This is a genomic window from Microcoleus sp. N9_A1, from assembly GCF_036701795.1.
Classification (GTDB): Bacteria; Cyanobacteriota; Cyanobacteriia; order Cyanobacteriales; family Microcoleaceae; genus Microcoleus.
This window is the reverse complement of record NZ_JAUBRI010000021.1, coordinates 1-21,002: the sequence shown is the minus strand read 5'-3', so window position 1 is coordinate 21,002 and position 21,002 is coordinate 1. Positions and strand designations below refer to the sequence as shown.

15 protein-coding genes and 1 pseudogene are annotated in these 21,002 nt (G+C 45.9%); 7 read left to right on the top strand and 9 right to left on the bottom strand.

Annotated elements, in window-relative coordinates:
* Positions 1-1,224, top strand: a 1,224-nt coding sequence (locus QUA58_RS12400; RefSeq protein ID WP_333394279.1) for a calcium-binding protein, incomplete at its 5' end; no start/stop codon positions are given.
* 167 nt (positions 1,225-1,391) lie between these two features.
* On the opposite strand, the gene QUA58_RS12395 is transcribed toward QUA58_RS12400, so the two are convergent.
* Positions 1,392-2,141 (bottom strand): amino acid ABC transporter ATP-binding protein, encoded by a 750-nt coding sequence (locus QUA58_RS12395; RefSeq protein ID WP_333394277.1) that lies wholly within the window; start codon positions 2,139-2,141, stop codon positions 1,392-1,394.
* Complete coding sequence (locus QUA58_RS12390; protein ID WP_333394276.1) at positions 2,107-3,570, bottom strand: ABC transporter substrate-binding protein/permease; 1,464 nt, start codon at positions 3,568-3,570, stop codon at positions 2,107-2,109. Before QUA58_RS12390 ends, QUA58_RS12395 begins: the two co-directional genes overlap by 35 nt.
* Positions 3,571-3,963: 393 nt before the next feature.
* On the opposite strand from QUA58_RS12390, the pseudogene QUA58_RS12385 reads away from it, so the two are divergent.
* A pseudogene (locus tag QUA58_RS12385) lies at positions 3,964-4,143 on the top strand (GMP synthase (glutamine-hydrolyzing)); the annotation flags it as partial.
* Positions 4,144-4,191: 48 nt separating this feature from the next.
* On the opposite strand, the gene QUA58_RS12380 reads toward QUA58_RS12385, so the two are convergent.
* The gene (locus tag QUA58_RS12380; RefSeq protein ID WP_333394274.1) at positions 4,192-4,725 is read right to left on the bottom strand and encodes a DUF2726 domain-containing protein; all 534 of its coding nucleotides are present in this window, start codon (positions 4,723-4,725) and stop codon (positions 4,192-4,194) included.
* A gap of 15 nt (positions 4,726-4,740) precedes the next feature.
* Positions 4,741-5,019 (bottom strand): hypothetical protein, encoded by a 279-nt coding sequence (locus QUA58_RS12375; protein WP_333251755.1) that lies wholly within the window; start codon positions 5,017-5,019, stop codon positions 4,741-4,743.
* 397 nt (positions 5,020-5,416) lie between these two features.
* On the opposite strand from QUA58_RS12375, the gene QUA58_RS12370 reads away from it, so the two are divergent.
* The 3 genes from QUA58_RS12370 (at position 5,417) to QUA58_RS12360 (ending at position 8,850) form a co-directional block, all read left to right on the top strand.
* Positions 5,417-8,434, top strand: a complete 3,018-nt coding sequence (locus tag QUA58_RS12370; protein ID WP_333394272.1) for an NACHT C-terminal alpha/beta 1 domain-containing protein — start codon at positions 5,417-5,419, stop codon at positions 8,432-8,434.
* Positions 8,404-8,544 (top strand): hypothetical protein, encoded by a 141-nt coding sequence (locus QUA58_RS12365; RefSeq protein ID WP_333394271.1) that lies wholly within the window; start codon positions 8,404-8,406, stop codon positions 8,542-8,544. The genes QUA58_RS12370 and QUA58_RS12365 overlap by 31 nt, the downstream gene beginning before the upstream one ends.
* Positions 8,545-8,652: 108 nt before the next feature.
* The gene (locus QUA58_RS12360; RefSeq protein ID WP_333394269.1) at positions 8,653-8,850 is read left to right on the top strand and encodes a hypothetical protein; all 198 of its coding nucleotides are present in this window, start codon (positions 8,653-8,655) and stop codon (positions 8,848-8,850) included.
* A 126-nt stretch (positions 8,851-8,976) separates the two neighbouring features.
* Here the strand turns inward: QUA58_RS12360 and QUA58_RS12355 are convergent, their stop codons facing one another.
* Positions 8,977-9,897 carry a cation diffusion facilitator family transporter gene (locus QUA58_RS12355; protein ID WP_333394268.1) on the bottom strand — a complete coding sequence of 307 codons (921 nt, stop codon included), beginning with the start codon at positions 9,895-9,897 and terminating at the stop codon, positions 8,977-8,979.
* A 240-nt stretch (positions 9,898-10,137) separates the two neighbouring features.
* Here QUA58_RS12355 and QUA58_RS12350 point away from each other — a divergent pair, with 240 nt between their 5' ends.
* A complete protein-coding gene (locus tag QUA58_RS12350) occupies positions 10,138-10,485 on the top strand; it encodes a hypothetical protein (RefSeq protein ID WP_333251752.1) in 348 nt (115 codons plus the stop codon).
* Between the two features lie 550 nt (positions 10,486-11,035).
* On the opposite strand, the gene QUA58_RS12345 is transcribed toward QUA58_RS12350, so the two are convergent.
* The 3 genes from QUA58_RS12345 to mtnA are packed head-to-tail and all read right to left on the bottom strand — an operon-like array spanning position 11,036 to position 13,594.
* On the bottom strand, positions 11,036-11,866 hold the full coding sequence (locus QUA58_RS12345) for a rhodanese-like domain-containing protein (RefSeq protein ID WP_333394267.1): 831 nt from the start codon (positions 11,864-11,866) through the stop codon (positions 11,036-11,038).
* 14 nt (positions 11,867-11,880) lie between these two features.
* Positions 11,881-12,528, bottom strand: a complete 648-nt coding sequence (locus tag QUA58_RS12340; RefSeq protein WP_333394266.1) for a type IV pilin-like G/H family protein — start codon at positions 12,526-12,528, stop codon at positions 11,881-11,883.
* Between the two features lie 4 nt (positions 12,529-12,532).
* Positions 12,533-13,594, bottom strand: a complete 1,062-nt coding sequence (mtnA, locus tag QUA58_RS12335) for an S-methyl-5-thioribose-1-phosphate isomerase (RefSeq protein ID WP_333394264.1) — start codon at positions 13,592-13,594, stop codon at positions 12,533-12,535.
* A gap of 516 nt (positions 13,595-14,110) precedes the next feature.
* Between mtnA and QUA58_RS12330 the strand changes: the two genes are divergently transcribed.
* On the top strand, positions 14,111-19,285 hold the full coding sequence (locus QUA58_RS12330) for an SdrD B-like domain-containing protein (RefSeq protein ID WP_333394262.1): 5,175 nt from the start codon (positions 14,111-14,113) through the stop codon (positions 19,283-19,285).
* A gap of 539 nt (positions 19,286-19,824) precedes the next feature.
* Here the strand turns inward: QUA58_RS12330 and QUA58_RS12325 are convergent.
* A complete protein-coding gene (locus QUA58_RS12325; protein WP_333394261.1) occupies positions 19,825-20,946 on the bottom strand; it encodes a matrixin family metalloprotease in 1,122 nt (373 codons plus the stop codon).
* Between the last annotated feature and the right edge of the window lie 56 nt (positions 20,947-21,002).

Genomic DNA, 21,002 nt, shown 5'->3' with positions numbered 1-21,002 from the left:
ACTCCAACCACTCCGACTCCAACCACTCCGACTCCAACCACTCCGACTCCAACCACTCCGACTCCAACCACTCCGACGCCTGCGGAAACTTCTACTCCGACGCCGACTGCTGCTGAAACTCCGACGCCAACACCAACGCCAACGCCTGCGGAAACTCCGAACCCAACACCAACACCAACGCCAACGCCTGCGGAAACTCCGAACCCAACACCGACACCAACGCCAACGCCTGGGGAAACTCCGAACCCAACACCGACGCCAACGCCAACACCGACGCCTGCGGAAACTCCGACGCCAACACCGACGCCAACACCATCAGTACCTGTTGTTACAACAGGAAGTGATACTGATTGCATTTGCAATACTATTGAGTATCCAACAGTTGATCGCCCAAACCAAGCTAACAATATTATCAACGGCAATGGTAGCGGTGAAATTCAGTTTGGTACACCGGAAAATGATGCTTTTTACGGCAGTCCAAATCCGAATATTTTCGATGCGGATTTAGGCGATGATAACCTCTACGGCGGTGAAGAAGACGACATCCTTTACGGCAACCGAGGCAATGATTTCATTGAGGGCAACCACGGAGATGATATTCTTTTTGGTGGCAAGAATAATGACATCATCCTTGGCGGTGAAGGCGAAGATATCATCTTCGGAAATCGCGGCAATGATTCAATAAATGGTAAAGAAGACGACGACTTAATTTTTGGCGGTGAAGGTGCTGATTTTATCGACGGCGGCAAAGGCAGCGATCTCGCATTTGGAGGCAAGGGAAATGATATAATCTTCGGCAGCGAAGGCGAGGATTCTCTCTATGGCGATTATGGTAATGATACCCTCTGCGGAGGTGCTGGCAATGATTGTCTGACTGGAAGTGCTGGCAATGATTTGCTAGACGGGTGCGATGGAAATGATACTTTCTTTGGTGGCAAAGGTAATGATACTTTGATTGGCGGTTTGGGGGAAGATTGTCTAATTGGAGGTGCTGGGAGCGATCGCTTTTTACTGTCTGCCAATTCTGGTATCGATATTATTGCCGATTTTGAAGCTGGAAAAGATTTGCTGATGCTAGCTAATGGCTTGACATTCGAGCAATTAACTCTTACTGAAAATAGCGGTGCAACATTGATTCAGTTTGGGCAAACAGGAGAAATTATAGCTGCTTTAAACGGAGTTTCTTCTAGCAGAATAAGCGCCAGCGATTTCAGTTTAATTTAAACAATCTCACAACTGACGCACCACCCAATAAATGGTGCGTCAGTATTATACTTTCCCTGCCGATCGAGCATCTCCAAACTGACGCACCCTACCGCAACTTTCTCTTTCTCCTCTACCTCTGTGTCCTCTGTGTTCTCTGCGGTTAAAAACTCTAATTCTTATATGAATTAAAGCATTTTTTCCAGAAATTGCTTGGCGCGATCGCACTTCGGGTTACTAAAAAACTCCTGCGGCGGCACATCTTCCGCCACCTTTCCGCCATCCAAAAACAATATCCGGTGGGCGACTTCCCGCGCAAAACCCATTTCGTGAGTCACAATTGCCATTGTAATTCCAGTTTTGGTCAAAGCTTTCATCACATCTAACACTTCTTTAACCATTTCTGGATCGAGTGCAGAAGTCGGTTCGTCCATCAACAAAATTTCCGGTTCCATAGCCAAACAGCGGGCGATCGCCACGCGCTGTTTTTGTCCCCCCGAAAGCTTAGAAGGATAAACCTCCGCCTTATCCGACAAACCGACTTTTTCCAGCAATTCTAACCCCTTCAGACGCGCCTCATCCTTAGCAACCTGCTTCACCTTTACAGGCGCATAGGTTACATTTTGCAGCACTGTCATGTGCGGGAACAAGTGGAAATGCTGAAAAACCATCCCCACTTTCTGCCGCATTTTCATAATATCGGCCTTCGGCGCAGTAATATCTACGCCGTCAATGTAAATCTGTCCTGAAGTCGGAACTTCCAGTAAATTCAAACACCGCAGAAAAGTAGACTTGCCGCACCCCGAAGGGCCGATAATGGCAATCACTTCTCCTTTATGAATCTCAGTAGTGATCTCGCGCAAAACCTTAAGATTGCCAAAAGATTTATACAGGCGATCGACCTTAACTGCTACTTTGGAGTCTGCGTTCGAGTACATTGGCCCCCCAAGTTAAACTAAGCACCATCAAATAATAAATTGCGCCGACAAATATCAAAGGTTCAAAGTAAATATACTTTTCTGCTCCCACAATTGTAGCGCGGCGCAGCAAATCTTCTACGCCGATTACTGAAACTAAAGCTGAGTCTTTCAACAAAGCAATACTTTCATTCACCAAAGCAGGCAAAATATTTTTTAATGCTTGCGGCAAGATAATATCGCCCATCATTTGTTTGTAGGGAACGCCGAGGGATTCTGCGGCTTCTTTTTGACCTTTATCTACTGCTTGAATTCCGGCGCGGATGGTTTCGGAAATATAAGCCCCAGAATTCAGGAAAAAAGTAATCACGCCAGCTTGCAGCGCCGATATATTATAGCCCGTAAGCTGCGGCGTTGCAAAATAAACTAAAGTCAACTGCAAAATTAGCGGTGTTCCGCGAAAAATTGAAGTGTAGGCAGTGCCGAACCAAGCCAGCGGTTTAATGCTGGAAATTTTGAACAGAGACAGCACGATTCCCCAGATAAATCCGAGAAATGCCGACAGCAATGTAAAAGTTAGCGTTACCCAAATGCCGGACAAAATATAAGGCAAACTCGGCAAGATTTTGCCAAAATCTAACCCGAATTTTGCTGGGACAGCAGGCTGATTTGCTTGAGCAGGTTCTTGCGGAATCGGTCGAGAAAACCACTTAGTAGCTAGTTCCTTAATTTTACCGCTGGCTTTCATTTGCTGGAGGACTCGGTTGAATTCTGGAACTAATCTCGAATTTTTGCCAAAGGCGATCGCCGAACCGCTTTCTTCAGTATTCGGGATTGTGTTAAATTCCAAGTCCGGGTTCGCTTCTGCATAACCAGTAGCGACAGTATCCTCAATCACTCCCGCCGCGAGACGGTTCGCTTTAACTTCTTGAATGATATCAGGAATTCTATTGAGAGCAGCCAGTTGCACACCTGGCATTTTTTTCACAGCTTCTTGCTGAATGCTTCCGAGTTGAACACCTACTTTTTTCCCGGCTAAATCTTCAGCTTTGGTCAAATTGCTGCCTTTATTGGCGACAATTGTATTTTGAGCTTCGTAGTAAAGGTCAGAAAAAGCAACATTTTTTTTCCTTTCTGCTGTGGGAGTCATTCCGGCCATCACAAAATCGGCTCTTTTGGCCTGCAAAGCGGGAATTAAGCCGTTAAAATCCATGCCAATTACTTTGAGCTCGTAGCCTAATTTTTTAGTAATATATTTGGCAATGTCGATGTCAAAACCGATGATTTCGTTGCCACTAACAGCCGTATCTTTAAATTCATAGGGCGGGTAGTCTGGGGCAGTCGCCAGTGTTAAAGTTTTGTTGGCTTGGGCGTAGCTGGCGATCGCAATTAAACAAAAGGCGATCGCGATCGCCGCCGCCAGCATTGATTTTAATTTTAAACGTTTCATATCGAACATTGTCCTAAAACATCCCCTCGCCCAGAAAATATACCACACATCGGAATCAAGTCACCTTTGTAAAGGAAGATATACTCTTGGACGCACCGCTTGCCAGAAACCGGGTTTGATGGACAAACAAACTGCATACTTAGCCTTTAACAAGGGTAAAAAACCCGGTTATCAAGGTATTAATGCGCCCAGGGCTAAAGAGAGATAATTGTGCCACCAACTTATATTTAAAAAATGTCCGGAATGCACATTTTTTAACATTTTAGAAAGTAAAGGTTGTCCGCACAACTCCCACCCATGTTGTACCGTTGTCCTAGTTGCGATCGGTATTTGTAATCATCCAGCATATTCCATTTATATGTGGTACAAGGTATTCACTAGATCAGAGCAAAAGCTGATTGGGCGCGGGTTCCTTACGATTCGTTGGAACTGATCTCGAATCGGATTGTGAATGAGGTTAAGGGGGTGAACCGGGGGGTTTACGATATTACTTCTAAGCCGCCGGGAACGATCGAGTGGGAGTATTACCATTGTCGATTATTGATTTTCGATTTGGATAAATGCCGTCTGTAAGTCCTGTGTTAATTACAGGACTTACACAGAAAATTTATAGTCTAAGAGTCAACTGTCAACTGTCAACTGTGTTGAATAGTGTTGCAAAAATGCTTCCAGTTCTGTCCGTCCTTGTTGGGTAATTGAGTTGTAGAAAACTTCTTTTTGTCCATTGGGAGTGTAGAAACGATAGAAGCGTCGATCTCGATCGATTTGTCGCAGGTATACTAAGGGAACGCCAACAGATGCAAGGAGTCGGGCTTTTTTGCGATCGCGCTCCTGCACCTCTGGGCGATCGTGCCAATGAGATTGACATTCTATCACCAGTTTGGCTTTGCGACTACCACCACAGCCGCGTTCCATCAAGGCGATATCGACTCTGGAACTCACCCAAAATTTCCAAAGTTCAATGGGAAGACGGGTGAAAGTTTCTGGACGGGAACAAATGATTTCTAGGGGAATTTGGGGACAGTAACGGAAGCGATCGCCTAAAATCATCTCTAGAATATCGATAGCGATCGTTTCTAACTCGTTGATAATTTCCCCGCTTTGGAATTGGGGAAATGAAGACAAAGAATTGTCACAGTCAAAGGCGTATAGCATTAGTTTTATCTCCAATTAGGGTGAGTGGGAATTAAAGGGGTTGTAGACGACTGTCCAAGCGTTTGCACCAAGAGCGGTAGCAGTCCAAGCGCCCTTCTGGTAAGGTTTGCCTTCTTTCCGAGCGCGGTAGAGAGTTGTGGTGGATACCTCCAACAGTTGTGCGGCTCTATGGGTTGTGCAGGATTGCTCTATTACAGTTGGTTGGGATTGGAGTTTTACCCTTCTCTTTTTGTTAAGGGAGTCGATGGGAGTAGGTGGCTCGTCTGGGAAAAGGCTGAGTTGAAAGGCTGTCATAAGCTGAACCTTTGAGTGCTAATGATTCAAGCCTATTGGAGTCAACTGGATTTCTCCAGAGCAAAACGGTTCAGAAAAAAGTGAACTGATCTGAACTGGTCAAGAAACTTGATGCTGACTATGCTAGGGATAGTTTTGATTGAGATTTTGCGCCTGTGCTGTTGTCCCGCCGTGGACTCAAGTCCACGGCTCATAGCGAAAGTCCACTCAAGTGGACTGAAGAGCGCTTTTTTGGGTCAGCATTTAGTCCTCTTTTAGAGGACTTTCGCTATGAGCCAGGGGTTTAAACCCCTGGCGGGCTATGCAACTGATGCAAAATTCCCAATTTCATCCACTCTAGTTGTTAGGAATGAGTCAAACTATGGCATCTCGCAGTGTTCGGATTGATGGCGCAGGTTTGGATAAAGTTCGTCAACAGATGGCTGAATTGGAAAAGCCACTAAATCCAGACAAACGAGGTTGGTCTAAAGAAAACCTTGTAAATCAGGCTTATGTGAGTATCAGTACCGTACAACGCTTTCTGGATGGCAAGCCGTGCGATCGCGGTACTGTCATCTCAATTCTTAAAGCATTAGAATTTGAACCCATAAACTTTATTGCCGAACATGACTCAAGCTTGCAAAATTCCGATCGAGAGCCACAGCCAAAAATTACCATTGATTGGCAGCGAGTTTGCCAATCAATGTTAAATGAACAGCAAGAGGAGCAACGCTTTAGACGAAGAGCGACAGAAATGGGATTTGAAATCAATGTTTTTGTACCGCTAGGTTTAATCAAACGGAAACAGCAGCAGCGTCGCAGTGGCAATGTGCCTATGGAACTGTTACATCAATTAGAACCGGAAGTTGTTACCCGAATTTACGAGCATGATGAATTCATGACTGACGTTATTGGACAAAACCCTACTGGAAAAAATAAACATATTGCTATTGTCGGCGAACCAGGAGCAGGAAAGACAACGCTGTTAGATAAAATCGCCACTCACATTCAGGAAAATAATCAAGATTTGCCGATTTGCATTGCGCTGGCAAGTTTGCAAGGAAAGACACTGAAAGACTATATCCTTCAGGAATGGTTGCCGGAAGCTATGGCTCTGGTTTATCCTGATATTGATGTAGAGAAGTCTCACAAAACATCTCTACAGAAACGGTTGCGTCATGGTGGGGTGTGGCTGTTACTCGATGGTGTTGATGAAATGGCTGTAGGGCCGAATAGTTGTTTGTCCTTAGAGGAAATTAGAAACCAGCTTACTGATTGGTTGGGTAATGTGCGGGTTGTTTTGACCTGTCGAACCAATGTTTGGGATGCCCGTCTCAACAATCCCCTCACAGGTTTTGATACTTACAAAACTCAAGAATTTAAACCAGAGCAAGTAGATGATTTTATTCAGCAGTGGTTTGCTGAAGCAAAAAATATTCAACGGGGACAGGAGTTACAGGAAAAGCTGCAAGAACCGCAAAAAGAACGCATCCGCCAACTCGTAAAAAATCCGCTTCGCTTATCTCTACTGTGTCAAATATTCAGCCAGAATAAGCAAGCCGAATTACCCGAAACTAAAGCAGAACTATATCAACACTTTGTCCGTTATTTCTATGAGTGGAAACCATCCCAATCGGTTATTGATTGGGCAACTCAACCAGGTTTACGAGAAGAATTACATCAAGCCCTCGGTCGTTTGTCTATAGCAGGATTGGATAGCGATGCTAGATTTCGGTTGCCACTGAGTTTAATTCAGCAAGAAATGGGCGATAGGCTGTTTAAATTAGCCTGGGATCTCGGTTGGCTGAATTTGGTAGATCGAGAAGCTGCAACAGATGAATCTGTTTACGCATTCTTTCATCCTACATTCCAGGAATATTTTGCTGCCTTGGCGATCGATGATTGGCATTTTTTCCTAAATCACGTTCCTCATAATCCAGATGAAGGTATTTATCGCATTTTTGAACTGCAGTGGAAAGAAGTAATTATATTATGGTTTGGAAACAACAATAAAAACAGAGATAAGTTTATTGAGTTGTTAACAAGTTTTAATGATAGATGTGGTATTGAGAATTTTTATGGCTACAGAGCTTATTTTTTGGCTGCGTGTGCAATCTCTGAATTTACAATTTATGAACGAGCAGATGAAATTGTGGAGAGACTGTTTCAAATCGGATTTAGTAACATCGGTGAAGAATTGCATTATTGTGTAGAAGATGCCGCTAGAGAAGTATTTAAAAAAACCGATCGCCTGAAAGCAATTAATTTATTAACCAAATTAATTCGTGAAGAAAAAGAACATAAAATTACATTGGAAAACCAATCTTTTCGTCTTCGGGGAAATGCAGAGAATACCCATGAAGCTGCTAAGATATTAACCAAGCTTGACCCTGGAAACAAATTAGCAGAAGACCTTCTGGAAAATGTAATCAGTTTTTATACTGCAATGGATTGTTCCTGGGGTATGGATCGGGAAGATGCTCTTTCGTCTGCTCATTCATTAGTATATGGTTTACCATTTAAAGGTGAGCCTATAAAAGTTGAATTTAAAATCGAGAATGAGAGTATTAAGGTTATTAAGCTTTTAGATAAATTAACAAAAAGCGACTATAATGAATACACCTTTAAAGATATTTTAAAGTCCTCTAAAGATAAGAAGCTTAAATCAAGTAAAGAATTTATTGCAAAATCTCTAGTTAATTTATTGTGTAATAGTGAAGACGATATGGGCTGTTTCGCGGCAACTTTAAAATTTACAAAAATGATTCAGTATGAAATGTTCCCATTGGTAGTTGAAGGACTAAGAAATTGTCTATACAGGAAAACTGACAAAGATGATGTCGATCGATATTTCCATTGCTATGGAGTTATCTGGCACTGCGCCCAAAAAATGAGTTATCCAGAGTTTTATAGTGCATGGCACAGTCAACCATTTACTATAAATGCAAAAGTATCCGACAACATCCTAGTTAGCAAATCCAACACTAATCAAGTCCTAAACTTTGCCGAATTTCCAGAAGTCCTGCCTTCTGCAATTGTCAGCGACCCAATGCTCAATCAAGCAGTACAACTGATTTGTATTGATGGTAGCGAATTTAACCCTCTAGATAATCCTGCCACTGATATCTATATCCAAATGGTAGAGCAAGGTTGTCCAGAACGACAAGAAGGAACACCCACAACTATGCCACTGCTCAAAGCCTATTGGCGACTGAATTTGAGAAACCTAGAAAAACGAGTTGCGTTGGTGTTCTACAATTCTAAAATCGATCGCGAATTCAGCAAACCTTTTCTAACTGCACTGAGTGCTTTTGGAGGCACGATCGCAATCATCACCGATCGACCATGCGACAATGTAAAACGCATTTCTCCTAACCATCCGAATCTCATCGATGCAGTTTTGAAATGGCTGCAGCGATCGATTTTGGAGGCTTGAATTTTGATTTAAGGAGAAGGCGATCGCTTTTTCACCAACTCAGGCGCGATCGCACTCACTCCCCCAAATCCAACTCGATCGAAACATTTCTTCATCTTTCTCTGAATTAAGAGAATCGTCCGCTAAAACAGAGTAGGAGAATTTCCGCTACGATCGAGAGTAGATAGGCTAGCACCAGATAAAATAAAGTAAAAATTCCATCCGCACTACCCGTTGAGATGGCTGCGAGCTCTCGGTTCAAAAGTGGAGATTTTGCTACCTTGGCATTTGCGGGGGGAAATGGCTACAGAAATTCAAAATACTTGGAATTTATACAAATAGAAAGACAGAAATCGACGACAGCCGATCGATCTATTGTGGAAAACTTGCCGATTTCTGGGGAAAACCCCCCTTTTCCTGTGGAAAACTGCTACTAAATTAAGTGCGATCGCTCTAACCCGATTGATAGGATTTAAAAAATTGGAGGAATTGCGGTAAGTAAAAATACTTTCCCGATTCTTCAATTAATCGGTGTATCCGTGTCAAAATCACTGGTTGTGCCTTCATTTTTCAGAATCGTAGCTAATTTGGTCGGACTCGTAAGCCGGCGGCTCAACGTGAATTAAGATGCGTACAGGGCTGAAACGTTCTTCCAAACGGGCTTCTACTTCTTCTGTAATCCGGTGAGCTGTTTCTACATCGACAGCATCGACAATCATGTGCATATCAATAAATACTTGACGCCCGATCGCACCGCGAGAGGCGATCGAGTGACAGTTGACAACTCCGGGTACATCCATTGCGATCGCCTGGATAGTTTCCGGTGCGATCGCCATTTCATCCACCAACCAAGGCAGATTTTCCCTTAAAACTTTCCAACCGCTGCTAAATACCAAAACAGCCACAGGAAAAGACAAAAACACGTCTAGGGATTGCAATTGAGGTATATTCCAAACCTGCCCTTGCCAAACACCAATCAACCCAGCAATTACCATAATTGTCACCCAAACATCGCTCATCGTGTGCTGAGCGTCAGCCACCAAAATCGCGCTACCGAGACGTTTCCCAACCCTGCGCTCGTAAAAAGTGACAAAAATATTAATCCCCAGTACAATCAGCAATATCCACAGTTCATTTGGGGATATTTTGACAACTGTGCCACCTTTGAGCAACCTTTCAACAGCGCCGCTGAGAATTTCAAAACAGGCAATTCCCAGAAAAACAGCTATTCCCAGAGCTCCGAGAGCGTCAAATTTCTGGTGTCCGTAGGGATGATCGCGATCGGGCTGCGGATTGGCATAATGATTAGTTACCAATCCTAAAATATTATTAGCGCTGTCTGTGACGCTGTGCAAAGCATCTGCCAGCAAACTGAGGGAACCAGTCAGCCATCCCACGGCTGCTTTAATTGCCATCACCAGCAAATTTAGCAATAAGGTAATGATTAAGACCTTGCGGATTTCGGAACGGTTATCGGCTACCATAAAATCTCCTCGATCTGCCGTCAAGTTTCTCACTTCTAGCTTAAAGCCGATCAAGTCATAACAGGTTAAAAGTATTGCAGAATCTAGCTTACGACTAGATTTATATTCATTAATTTAGCCACGCTTCTTGAGATTAATTTTAATTAATAGCATTCTCGCAGTCCAATTGAGCGGGAATGTACTTCTTTTGGGTTACTATATCTTTTATCATTAACAATTGTATGTTAAATTTCATTGCCCATGTCTCTTTCTCCGCTGACACTGAATTTAGTCGAAGGTTCTGTCTCCTTTAGCTTTTCCCCGCAAGCCGCGCGGGATTTGCAAAGCGAAATTGCAGCTTTGATGGAAAGCTTGAAAGCTGTAGCCGCCAAAACTGCTGGCGCTAAAGCTTCTCCCCAAAAACCGATGGAATATCGGTATGCAGGAGATGTATTTTTGGAAGTTTTCTGCAACCCGAATATCTGGCCAACTCCTTTTGCTGCGAAAGTGCTGATTACGGTTAGGGACGATCGCCTGCGCGTCACCACCGAAGCCGAACTCAGCCGCCTGCGCGACGATCTCGCACAGTATATCGAACAAGTCAGTTGAGATGCTTCAACCTGAAACCCGCCCGTTTGTCAAGGTTAAATGCCTGATAAATTAGCGGGTTTTATCACAGCGAAAATAGTTTTGGCTTCAGTAGGGTGCGTCAGCTAGGGTTCTTTTATCCGATAATTGAGAGACTTTCTTCTGACGCACCCTAGGACTAATTGGCTTAGTAAGGTACGTCAGCTAGGTTTCTTTTATCGGTAATTGAGAGACTTTCTTCTGACGCACCCTAGGACTAATTGGCTTAGTAAGGTGCGTCAGCTAGGATTTTTTTATCGATAATTGAGAAACTCTCTTCTGACGCACCCTAGGACTAATTGGCTTCAGTAGGGTGCGTCAGCTAGGGTTCTTTTATCGATAATTGATAGACTCTCTTCTGACGCACCCTAGGACTAATTGGCTAGGTTTCTTTTATCGATAATTGATAGACTCTCTTCTGACGCACCCTAGGACTAATTGGCTTAGTAAGGTGCGTCAGCTAGGGTTCTTTTATCGGTAATTGAAAGACTCTCTTCTGACGCACCCTACGACTAATTTATAATTGCTAGTTTTAGTTTTTGGTCAGGGGATAGCTATCTGCCGGCGAAGCCGACCATTCCCACATTGAACCTGCATAATTCTTAGCATTAAATCCGAAACTTGTCAAGACACAAGTCAACCATGCAGACCTAACTCCCCCAGTACAATAACTCACAATTTCAGTTGACTGCGAAACTCCTTTCTGCTGCAACATAGCGACAATTTTCTCGCGTTCCAGCAGTTTTCCCTGTTTGTCCATTAACTGTTTGTAATAGAGATGCACCGCACCGGGAATGTGACCGCCCCTGGTTTCTCCGTAAGGCGTTTTACCTGAATATTCTCGCGGTTCCCTCGCATCAACAACTGCTAAATTATCATTACCTAAAATAGCTTTTAAATCATCCCGATTGATTTCCCAATTCGATCGGCGAGATACAATAAAATCTCCTGGCTGCGATGGATGATTTGTGCGCTTTGTGCGATCGATTCCAGCTTTAACAAAAGCTCGATATCCTCCATCGACAAACACAGCTTTTTCGTGTCCCAAAGTTCGCAGCATCCAAACAATCCGCCCGTCTTCGCCCCAGCCTTTCGCGGAATCCGCAATGACAATGACTGGTTGGTCTTGACAAATTCCCAATGCTTGCAATTTTTCTGTTAAAACTGCATCATCTTCGATAATTTTACCTTGGTGCGGAAAGTCGGAACAGGCAAATTGCTGCCAAGTTACGGGAATAGCTGGCGGCAGACGGCAAAACCACTTTAAAATAGGTTCGCGAGCATCAAGCAGAGTCGCTCCTCCTAACAGTAATTGCTTAGCCAAATCTGCGCTGACAATCCAATTATCTGCTAAATTACACATAAATTAAAGATAGTTTATTTAACAACTTTTGCTGTTTTAGCAGCACAGTTTAAAACCCCATTAGTATTAATGGGATTAGCTGGTTTAATCTTGCCGGGAGCTACATTTACACACAAAATTGTTTGCCTCTTGTTGCCTACTAAAAAAACTCCTCCCACAAAACTTTTGAGATTAGCTTGATTCGACACTGCATAATTAAATACAGCTTTGTTCCCGGTATTAATTGAATATTTGTAATGAGCTGTGTCAGCTTTAATGCGACCTAGACCTAGATTGGCAACAGAATTTGTAAAACCCGTATTGTTTGCATAGTAGGCTTGCTGAGCTTTATTCATCGCTGCCACATATTGTTTAGCTGCTGATTCCTGAGCTTTCAAGGTTGGCGACAATTGAGCCTGAGCGACTGTAGCAAAAACTACTGGCAAAGTTATAGCTGCGATCGCAACTTTCCTCTGCCGATTGCGACAGCTACGAATCCGGCTTGTAGCATTGCTGCAAATTTGAGTCGCGCTAGGAAAACAGAACTGCTTTGTCCTGACAGTTGTTTGGCGTTTCCCTAAAAATTCTCCCTCAATCTTTCCCTGAAATTTATCGGCAAACCTACTTGATAAAAGCGGGATTGTTTGCAATAACTTTGCGTGAATAGAGCGGGTGAGTAACATACAATTAAACTAATTGTTTTGCTTGAAACTGTTTCAACTCTCCAGGAGCAACCGTGCCGTGTTCTGTAATAATTCCTGAAATTAATTCGGCCGGAGTTACGTCAAAAGCGGGATTGTAAAATTCTACACCCTCTGGACAAATTCGCGTAGTTCCAACTTGATACATTTCCACAGCATCGCGTTCTTCAATGGGGATTTGGCGGCCGTCTGAAAGTTCAAAATCAATTGTTGATAAAGGTGCGGCGACAAAGAAGGGGACGTTGTGAGCTTTGGCAACAATTGCTAAACTGTAAGTACCAATTTTATTGGCTGCGTCGCCGTTAGCAGCGATTCTGTCTGCACCGACAATTACTGCGTGAATCATGCCGAGTTTCATGCAGTGGGCGGCCATATTGTCGGCTATTAATGTGACGGCAATTCCTTCTTGCACGCATTCCCAAGTTGTGAGTTTTGCACCTTGGAGACGGGGACGAGTTTCGTCTGCAAATACTCTGCCGAGTCTGCCTTCTCGCCAAGCAGAACGAATTACACCTAATGCTGTTCCGTAGCCTGCTGTAGCTAAGGCACCGGCGTTGCAGTGAGTTAGTAAGTTCAATTTTTCGGGTGTTGCTGGCAGAACTTCTAAGCCTTTGTCGCCGATATCTTTGCAAGTTTGCAAGTCTTCGGCTTGAATGGTTTTAGCCATTTCTAACAAAGTTTTTTGGATTTGTTCGACGGAACCGCTAGTTTTTTCGGCTGTTTTGAGCATTCGGGATATCGCCCAAAACAAATTAACGGCTGTGGGACGAGTCGATCGCAATAATTCACCAACTTGTTCTAGTTTAGCGAGAAATTCGGTGCGATCGCCCGTTTCAATTTCCCTCGCGCCCAAATACATGCCGTAGGCTGCCGCTACGCCGATCGCCGGAGCACCTCGGACTATCATAGTTTTAATCGCCTCAGCCATATCTTGAGAGTGGCTAATTTCGACTACACCATATTCTTGCGGCAGTCGGTTTTGGTCAATTAGCACAACTCGGTCTTCTTTCCAAGTGATGGGGGAAACTGGGGAGTTTTGAGCGGTCATCAATTTCAGTTATGTGAGGGACAAGTTTCTATGATGCCATGAAGGCGACTATTTCTCTATATTATGGGTGACAGGCTGGATTTGCCAAAATCCCTGGCCTGCGGTTTGATATTTGAGATGGAAGAATTGCTGGATACTTACTACTTTTTTCTGGGTTTGGAACTTCCATATAGCTGGCTTCCTGTCACAAAATTGTACTGAGTCAAAAAAATAACATTAAATTTTGTAAATTATATTGACATTTTTAGAAATATTTCCGGAATGGGGAACAAGCTACCTGTACCAGCAGTCTGATTTTTTAAGTTGAAAATGAAAAAGTGCGATCGACCAACTTTCGCTCTCCAAAAACTTCAAAAAAAATCACAAAAATAGATAATTGTCAAGTTTTGCCTGTGCAACTTTTATTGAGTTGAAGGCTGATTTTGTGGTAGCGGTATTTGTGCTTGGAAGTTGGGCGACGATCGCACGGAAACAACAATTTGAAAACCTACTTAGGTGCATGAGAGAAAGGTAATTATGAAAAACCAACAAATAGTATTTGTAGATGCAGCCGTTGAAGATTGGCAGAGTCTGGCTGCGGGTGTGAAACCGGGTATAGAGGTTATTTTAGTCGAACGCACGCGGGACGGCATCGAACAAATTTCCGAAGCATTGCAAAGCCGCAAAGGTATAGAAAGCGTTCACATTATTTCTCACGGGGAATCGGGAAGTTTGCAGCTAGGGCAAACTAAGCTGAATTTCGACAATTTAGAAACATATCGCGACTGTTTGCAGCGGTGGTTTTCGTCATCTGTAAACTCAATTAAAAATCGATTTGAAATTCTGCTCTACGGATGTAACGTAGCAGCGGGTGAAAAAGGAGCAGCTTTTGTACAACAACTGAGCAAGTTAACAAAAGCTAATATTGCTGCTTCGGCCGATGCTACCGGGAGCGCGCAAAAAGGTGGAAACTGGTTGCTTGAATACGCTACTGGAGCGATTAAAGCTGGATTGGCGATCGAGCCAGAGGTAATGGCAAATTACGCGCATACCTTGGCGATATTCACTGTTAGGAATACCAACGATGCAGGGCCGGATTCGCTGCGACAAGCGATTACGGATGCGAATGCCACTGCCGCACCGCCGCCGCACAATATTAACTTTGCCATTCCCGGTGCAGGCGTTCAGACGATCGCACCCCTCTCAATCTTGCCCAATATTAACGTTCCCACAATCATCAACGGCACTACCCAACCGGGGTTCGCCGGCACCCCCCTCATCGAAATCAATGGAGCTGGTGCAGGTGGTGTCAGCGGTTTTCGGGTCTTGGCCGGTGGCGGTGGCAGCACCTTGCGGGGATTGATAATTAACCGCTTCGGCAACACCGGCATCTCCCTCGAAAGCAACGGCAACACCGTAGCGGGAAACTACATCGGTGTCGATGCAGCAGGTACCGCGGCCTCGCCCAACGCCTTATTTGGTGTCGCCGTTCAGAATGGCGGCAGCAATAATATTATCGGGGGGATTGCCGCGGGCGATCGCAACGTCATTTCTGGAAATACTGCCGATGGCGTCATCATCGTCGGCGGTACGGGGGGCAACCAAGTGCTGGGCAACTACGTCGGCACCAACGCCGCAGGCACCGCCGCCTTGCCCAACGCCAGCGGAGTTACCGTCAACGGCGTACCGAACAACACTATTAACGGGAATGTCATTTCCGGCAACAGCAATAGTGGTACGGTCATTCTCAATCCCGGTGCGACGGGCAACATTCTGACAGGCAACTTCATCGGCACTAATTTTGACGGTACCACTGCTGTCCCTAACACTAATGTCGGCGTAGTCATTGGGGGAGGTGCAACCAACAATACCGTTGGCGGAACGACCCCAGCCGCCCGAAACATTATTTCCGGCAACAGTGGCGGTAATGGTGTCGTCCTTATTGGGCCCACCACTGTCGGCAACTCGTTGTTTGGCAACTTCATCGGCGTTGCTGCCAACGGTACGACTCCGCTGCCCAATGTTACCGGGGTATTTATTCCTGATGGCGCAAGCAATAATGCGATCGGCGGTACAGTGGTAGGTCAAGGAAATACGATCGCCAGCAACCTCCTTTCGGCAGTAAACATCCTCGCCGGTACCGGCAACAGCATCCAAAACAACTCCATCTTCGCTAACGGCGGCCTAGGAATCGACCTCGGCAACAACGGCATCACCGCCAACGATGCGGGCGACGCCGACACAGGCGCTAACAACCTGCAAAACACCCCCGTACTAACTACCGCTACCGCCAGCGCAGGCAGCGCCACCGTCGCGGGAACCTTCAACAGCACGCCCAGTACCAATTTCACCCTCCAATTTTTCGCCAACAACCCCCCCGGTACCCAAGGTCAAACCTTGATTGCTTCTGTCCCGATAACGACAGACGCGGCCGGCAACGCCACCTTCAATCAAACCTTCCCAGCAGCAGTCACCGCAGGGCAATTAATCACCGCCACAGCAACAGATGCCGCCGGCAACACCTCCGAATTTTCCGCACAGCCGATTCCCGTTGTCGTACCGCTGAGTACCATCACCGGTATCAAATTTAACGACATTGACAGCAACGGCACTCAAGCCGCCGGAGAACCTGGTGTCCCCGGAGTGACTGTTTTCCTTGACACTAACAACAACACCATTCTCGATGCGGGAGAAACTTCGGCAACGACAGGTGCTGACGGCAGCTTCAATTTCCCCAACTTGCCCGCAGGCACTTACAACGTTCGGGAAGTTGTGCCAGCCGGCAGCCAATCAACTACTCTCAACCCGGTTTCGGTGACGCTGGCGGCGGGTCAAACGACTCCGGTGAGTTTCGGCAATCAATCAATACCTGCGGTACTGGGAAGCATTACTGGTATCAAATTTAACGACAAAGACGGCAACGGCACTCAAGCAGCCGGAGAACTCGGTGTCGCCGGAGTGACTGTTTTCCTTGACACTAACAACAACACCATTCTCGATGCGGGAGAAACTTCGGCAACGACAGGTGCTGACGGCAGCTTCAATTTCCCCAACTTGCTCGCAGGCACTTACAACGTTCGGGAAGTTGTGCCAGCCGGCAGCCAATCAACTACTCTCAACCCGGTTTCGGTGACGCTGGCGGCGGGTCAAACGACTCCGGTGAGTTTCGGCAATCAATCGATACCTGCGCTACTGGGAAGCATTACTGGTATAACATTTAACGACTCCGACGGCAACGGCATTCAAGGTGGGGGAGAAACTGGCTTAGCCGGAGCGATTGTTTTCCTCGACACGAACAATGACGGCATTCTGGGCGCTGGAGAAACTTCGGCAACAACTACCAGTCCTCTGGGCAGCTTCAATTTCCCCAACTTGCCCTCCGGTACTTACAGCGTCCGGGAATTCCTGCCACGTGAGAGCCAGCCGACTACTCCCAATCCAGTTTCGGTGACGCTGGCTGCTGGCCAAACTACTCCTGCTGTGGTGAATTTTGGCAATCTCCTACTCTCAGATCCCCCTCTTCCACCACTTGTTGGCAGCATTACTGGTATCAAATTTAACGACATTGACGGGAACGGCACTCAAGCAGCCGGAGAACTTGGTGTTGCCGGAGTGACTGTTTTCCTCGACACCAACAACGACGGCATTCTCGGTACAGGAGAAACTTCGGTAACTACGGATGCTAACGGCGGCTTTACTTTCCCCAGCTTGTCAGCAGGCACTTACAACGTTCGGGAAGTTGTACCGACTGGAACTCAACAAACTACTCCCAACCCGCCCCCAGTTACTTTGGCAGCAGGACAAACTACTCCTGCTACAGTTAATTTCGGCAACCAAGCGATACCGACTCCGACTCCGACTCCGACTCCGACTCCGACTCCGACTCCAACTCCGACTCCCGCTCCAACTCCGTCTCCAACTCCGATTTTGACTCCGACTCCCGTGCAGCAAGGCAGCATCAGCGGTCTTAAATTCAACGATGCCAACGGCAACGGTACTCAGGATGCGGGGGAAACGGGTCTTTCGGGATGGCAAATTTTCCTTGATGCTGACGGGAACAACTCTTTAGATGCGGGTGAAACAGTTGTTACTACTGATACTTCTGGTAATTACAGCTTCACCAACCTCAACTCCAACACTCCTTACAACGTGCGGGAAGTGCAGCGGACTGGTTGGACGCAAACTACTGCTAATCCGGCTACGGTTAATCTGGGTAGCGGTGACAGTCGTAGTGGAATTAACTTCGGCAATTTCCAAAATATTAGCATCTCCGGCAGCAAGTTTAATGACCTCAACAACAATGGGGTTTTGGAGGCTCAAGAACCGCGATTGCCGAACTGGCAAGTCTTCCTTGATGCTAACGGCGACGATTCTTTGAATAATGGAGAAGTTAACACTGCGACTGATAGTTTAGGTGGCTACAGTTTTACTAATTTAGGCCCGGGAACTTATCGAGTTCGGGAAGTCAATCAACCGGGTTGGACGCGAACTACTGCTAATCCGGCTGATATTATTGCTGTCAGCGGCACGAATGTTAGCGATATTAACTTTGGCAATTTCTTCGCCCAAACACCAACACCAACACCTCAAGCTGGAATAGATGCCGACTGCATTTGTGCGGAAATTGTTTTGCCAAATATTGCCAGCGTGCGGGGTCCGAATTTTGTTAGCAATAGCTTCGACGGTACTAACGGCAGCGATACTATTCTCGGCAGCAGTAACGCTGATGAAATCAACGGTTTTGACGGCGATGATTTGTTGGCTGGATTGCGGGGAAATGACAATATTTATGGGGGACTTAACAGCGATTTGCCTGTCGGCCCAAATATAGACAGGGACTTGCTATTTGGCAACGAGGATAATGATTACATCAACGGTGTTGCTGGAGATGATTTAATCTTTGCGGGCGAAAACGACGATGTTGTTTACGGTGGCAAAGATGATGACATCATTTTCGGAGACAAGGGGAGTGATACTTTAATTGGCGATGAGGGCGAGGATACTATCTACGGGGGAACTCTTAACTCTTTGGACTCGGATTTGACCGGCAACGATTTGCTGTTTGGTTTAGCGGGCGATGATTTCCTCAGCGGGGAAGAAAATCAAGATACGATCGCAGGTGGTGACGGTAATGATACCGTGCGGGCAGGTAAGGGCGATGACGTAGTTCTGGGCGAATCGGGTAACAACCTGCTGTTTGGCGATGAAGGGAACGATACTATCTGCTGTGGCGACGGGGAAGATACTGTGTACGGAGATATTGGCAGCCCTCTTCCCATTGGTTCTGCTGGCGGACAAGACCAAATCTGCGGCGGTTTGGGTAACGATTTGCTGTTTGGCAATGAAGGTCAGGATACCGTCAATGGCGATGCTGGGAATGATACTCTTTACGGCGGCAAGGATGAGGATAGTTTGCTCGGCGGTGCTGGGGATGATTTCTTGTTTGGAGATGAGGGGAATGATACTCTGATTGGAGGTACTGGGAATGATCGATTTATGTTGGGTATTGACCTCGGCAGCGAGACTATTTTAGACTTTCAATACGGCTTCGATTCGATCGGCTTAATGGGTGGTCTGAATTTCTCGCAACTGAGCGTTGTTGCGGAGAATAGTTCTACTCTGATCCGAGTTACCGGTTCGGGTCAACTCTTAGCGACTCTGAGCAATGTGCCCGCAAGCCTGATTACTGCTACGGATTTTACTCTCCTGTAGCGCGATTAGGTGAGAATATTGTAGGGACGATGGATTAAGAGACTGTTGGCAAATAAAAAAAGGGTGAAACCAAACATTTTACAGCAGATTCCACCTTGTTTGTGAAGTACACCCCTGATCCATGAATCCCCGTAGGGAAAAGGCATTGCCTTTTCCCTACTACTTTATGAACCTGGAATACGCTGTATAATCATGGCAAATAAACTCTGATGAGCCAGAAGTAATATCGTTTTCGGTTGCACAGCGCCGTGTCCTACCTGGGGAGTATCTCAATGAAAGCAACCAAGCTAGAAATTGGAGTTTTGAGGCAGGAGACAGGAGGCTCTCTGCCCCCCTAAGTCACCACAACCTGCTGTACCTCGTTTCAGACCCCAATCAGCCTAAACCCGTCTTCCTCGCGCACAGCCTGCTGCTTGATGAGCAAATTACCCGCTTTCTATTGGGAGAAAAAAGACAAAATAGCTTGCCCCATATACCCTACGGGTTGCCATGCACTACTTTGAGAAATCGCTTTTCTCTCTAAACTTTTGCGGCCGCCATCACCAAAGCATCACTGAGGCTTCGCCAGGAGCCAAGTTAGAGTATAAGCGGATTCTCAGCACATACCGTCGACCTTTATAAAGCCGAACATTGATTTGTGAATTCAAGTCTGTGCCACTGTCGTCGTCACCAGCAACATACTTCAAATCACCACTCTGATCCTCGAACAGAACCATGACTGTATCTGCTTTGCCGAAAGTCGCAATTGTATAGCTTCGAGTAGCAGAAGGGTTAATCGCAAAGTTTTTCTGTTCAGCAGGCGCGAGGGACAGAATCTCCGAATGGAACGGTTTAAGTTCTGTATAATTCGAGTCATCAAGCGGGGGATAAAATAATCGTACCTGCGACACATCGTGCTCAGAAAGTCCGCCAGCCGGCTTTAATCCTTTGTGGTAATCCACAGGTTTCTCAATCAGTCCCGCTGCAAAAGCGTAGTGCATGATTGAGTTGGGGTCCCACTGTGACCCCTCAACTTCTCCTACTGAAAGCTTTTGGAGCACATTATAAAAAGTTGTCTCTCGGTCCCAATTGTTAGGAGGAGCACCAAAATATTTATAAACGGCTTCTTCGTCCCATACCATACCTGCAAACGGGTTTTGGTGTTCATGAGGGAAACCTAAGGCGTGGCCGATCTCGTGAACAGGGACATCTACCCCACGGGGATCTTGCCGAAGATCCCAGCCAAAGTTCATGGTTCGCTCGCCTTGCTTAGGAATATCGATCGCATCGCGGCCAAGAAATGAGAAAGCTCCATCCCCTTGCACAAAGCCGATTCTTATCTCTGCCTCGCTGATGTTCCGAACCTCCTCAAACTTGATACCAATCCCTACCTTTTTCCACACCTCAAACCCTTGGCGGACAATCTCCTTCTGCTCATTCGGGCCTGAATTTGGGCCACTCTCAAAAAAGTAATAACGTAATTTTGTACCGTTAACCCACTTCTTCTGGATTAACTGTATTAGACGAACACGCTCCGGCGACACGCTCGGATCGAAGATGCGTGGAGGAACCTTTGGCATAGCACAAAAATGTTGTGCTTCCTTGCCATATTCTGCGCTACCTGAGCCAGCTTTGAGGCAGAGCTTAGCTTCAAGTTGTTCGCTGTCGGGGCGACAAGTCACCTATAACGCTGATAGAATAAGCCTCATAGCTCTTATGCCTTGTTGATAATTAGGTA

Bases quoted from the DNA above. Each gene is read 5' to 3' on its own strand.
- QUA58_RS12395 (WP_333394277.1), bottom strand. From the start codon at position 2,141: ATGTACTCGAACGCAGACTCCAAAGTAGCAGTTAAGGTCGATCGCCTG.
- QUA58_RS12390 (WP_333394276.1), bottom strand. From the start codon at position 3,570: ATGAAACGTTTAAAATTAAAATCAATGCTGGCGGCGGCGATCGCGATC.
- QUA58_RS12380 (WP_333394274.1), bottom strand. From the start codon at position 4,725: ATGCTATACGCCTTTGACTGTGACAATTCTTTGTCTTCATTTCCCCAA.
- QUA58_RS12375 (WP_333251755.1), bottom strand. From the start codon at position 5,019: ATGACAGCCTTTCAACTCAGCCTTTTCCCAGACGAGCCACCTACTCCC.
- QUA58_RS12365 (WP_333394271.1), top strand. From the start codon at position 8,404: ATGGCTGCAGCGATCGATTTTGGAGGCTTGAATTTTGATTTAAGGAGA.
- QUA58_RS12360 (WP_333394269.1), top strand. From the start codon at position 8,653: ATGGCTGCGAGCTCTCGGTTCAAAAGTGGAGATTTTGCTACCTTGGCA.
- QUA58_RS12355 (WP_333394268.1), bottom strand. From the start codon at position 9,897: ATGGTAGCCGATAACCGTTCCGAAATCCGCAAGGTCTTAATCATTACC.
- QUA58_RS12350 (WP_333251752.1), top strand. From the start codon at position 10,138: ATGTCTCTTTCTCCGCTGACACTGAATTTAGTCGAAGGTTCTGTCTCC.
- QUA58_RS12345 (WP_333394267.1), bottom strand. From the start codon at position 11,866: ATGTGTAATTTAGCAGATAATTGGATTGTCAGCGCAGATTTGGCTAAG.
- QUA58_RS12340 (WP_333394266.1), bottom strand. From the start codon at position 12,528: ATGTTACTCACCCGCTCTATTCACGCAAAGTTATTGCAAACAATCCCG.
- mtnA (WP_333394264.1), bottom strand. From the start codon at position 13,594: ATGACCGCTCAAAACTCCCCAGTTTCCCCCATCACTTGGAAAGAAGAC.
- QUA58_RS12330 (WP_333394262.1), top strand. From the start codon at position 14,111: ATGAAAAACCAACAAATAGTATTTGTAGATGCAGCCGTTGAAGATTGG.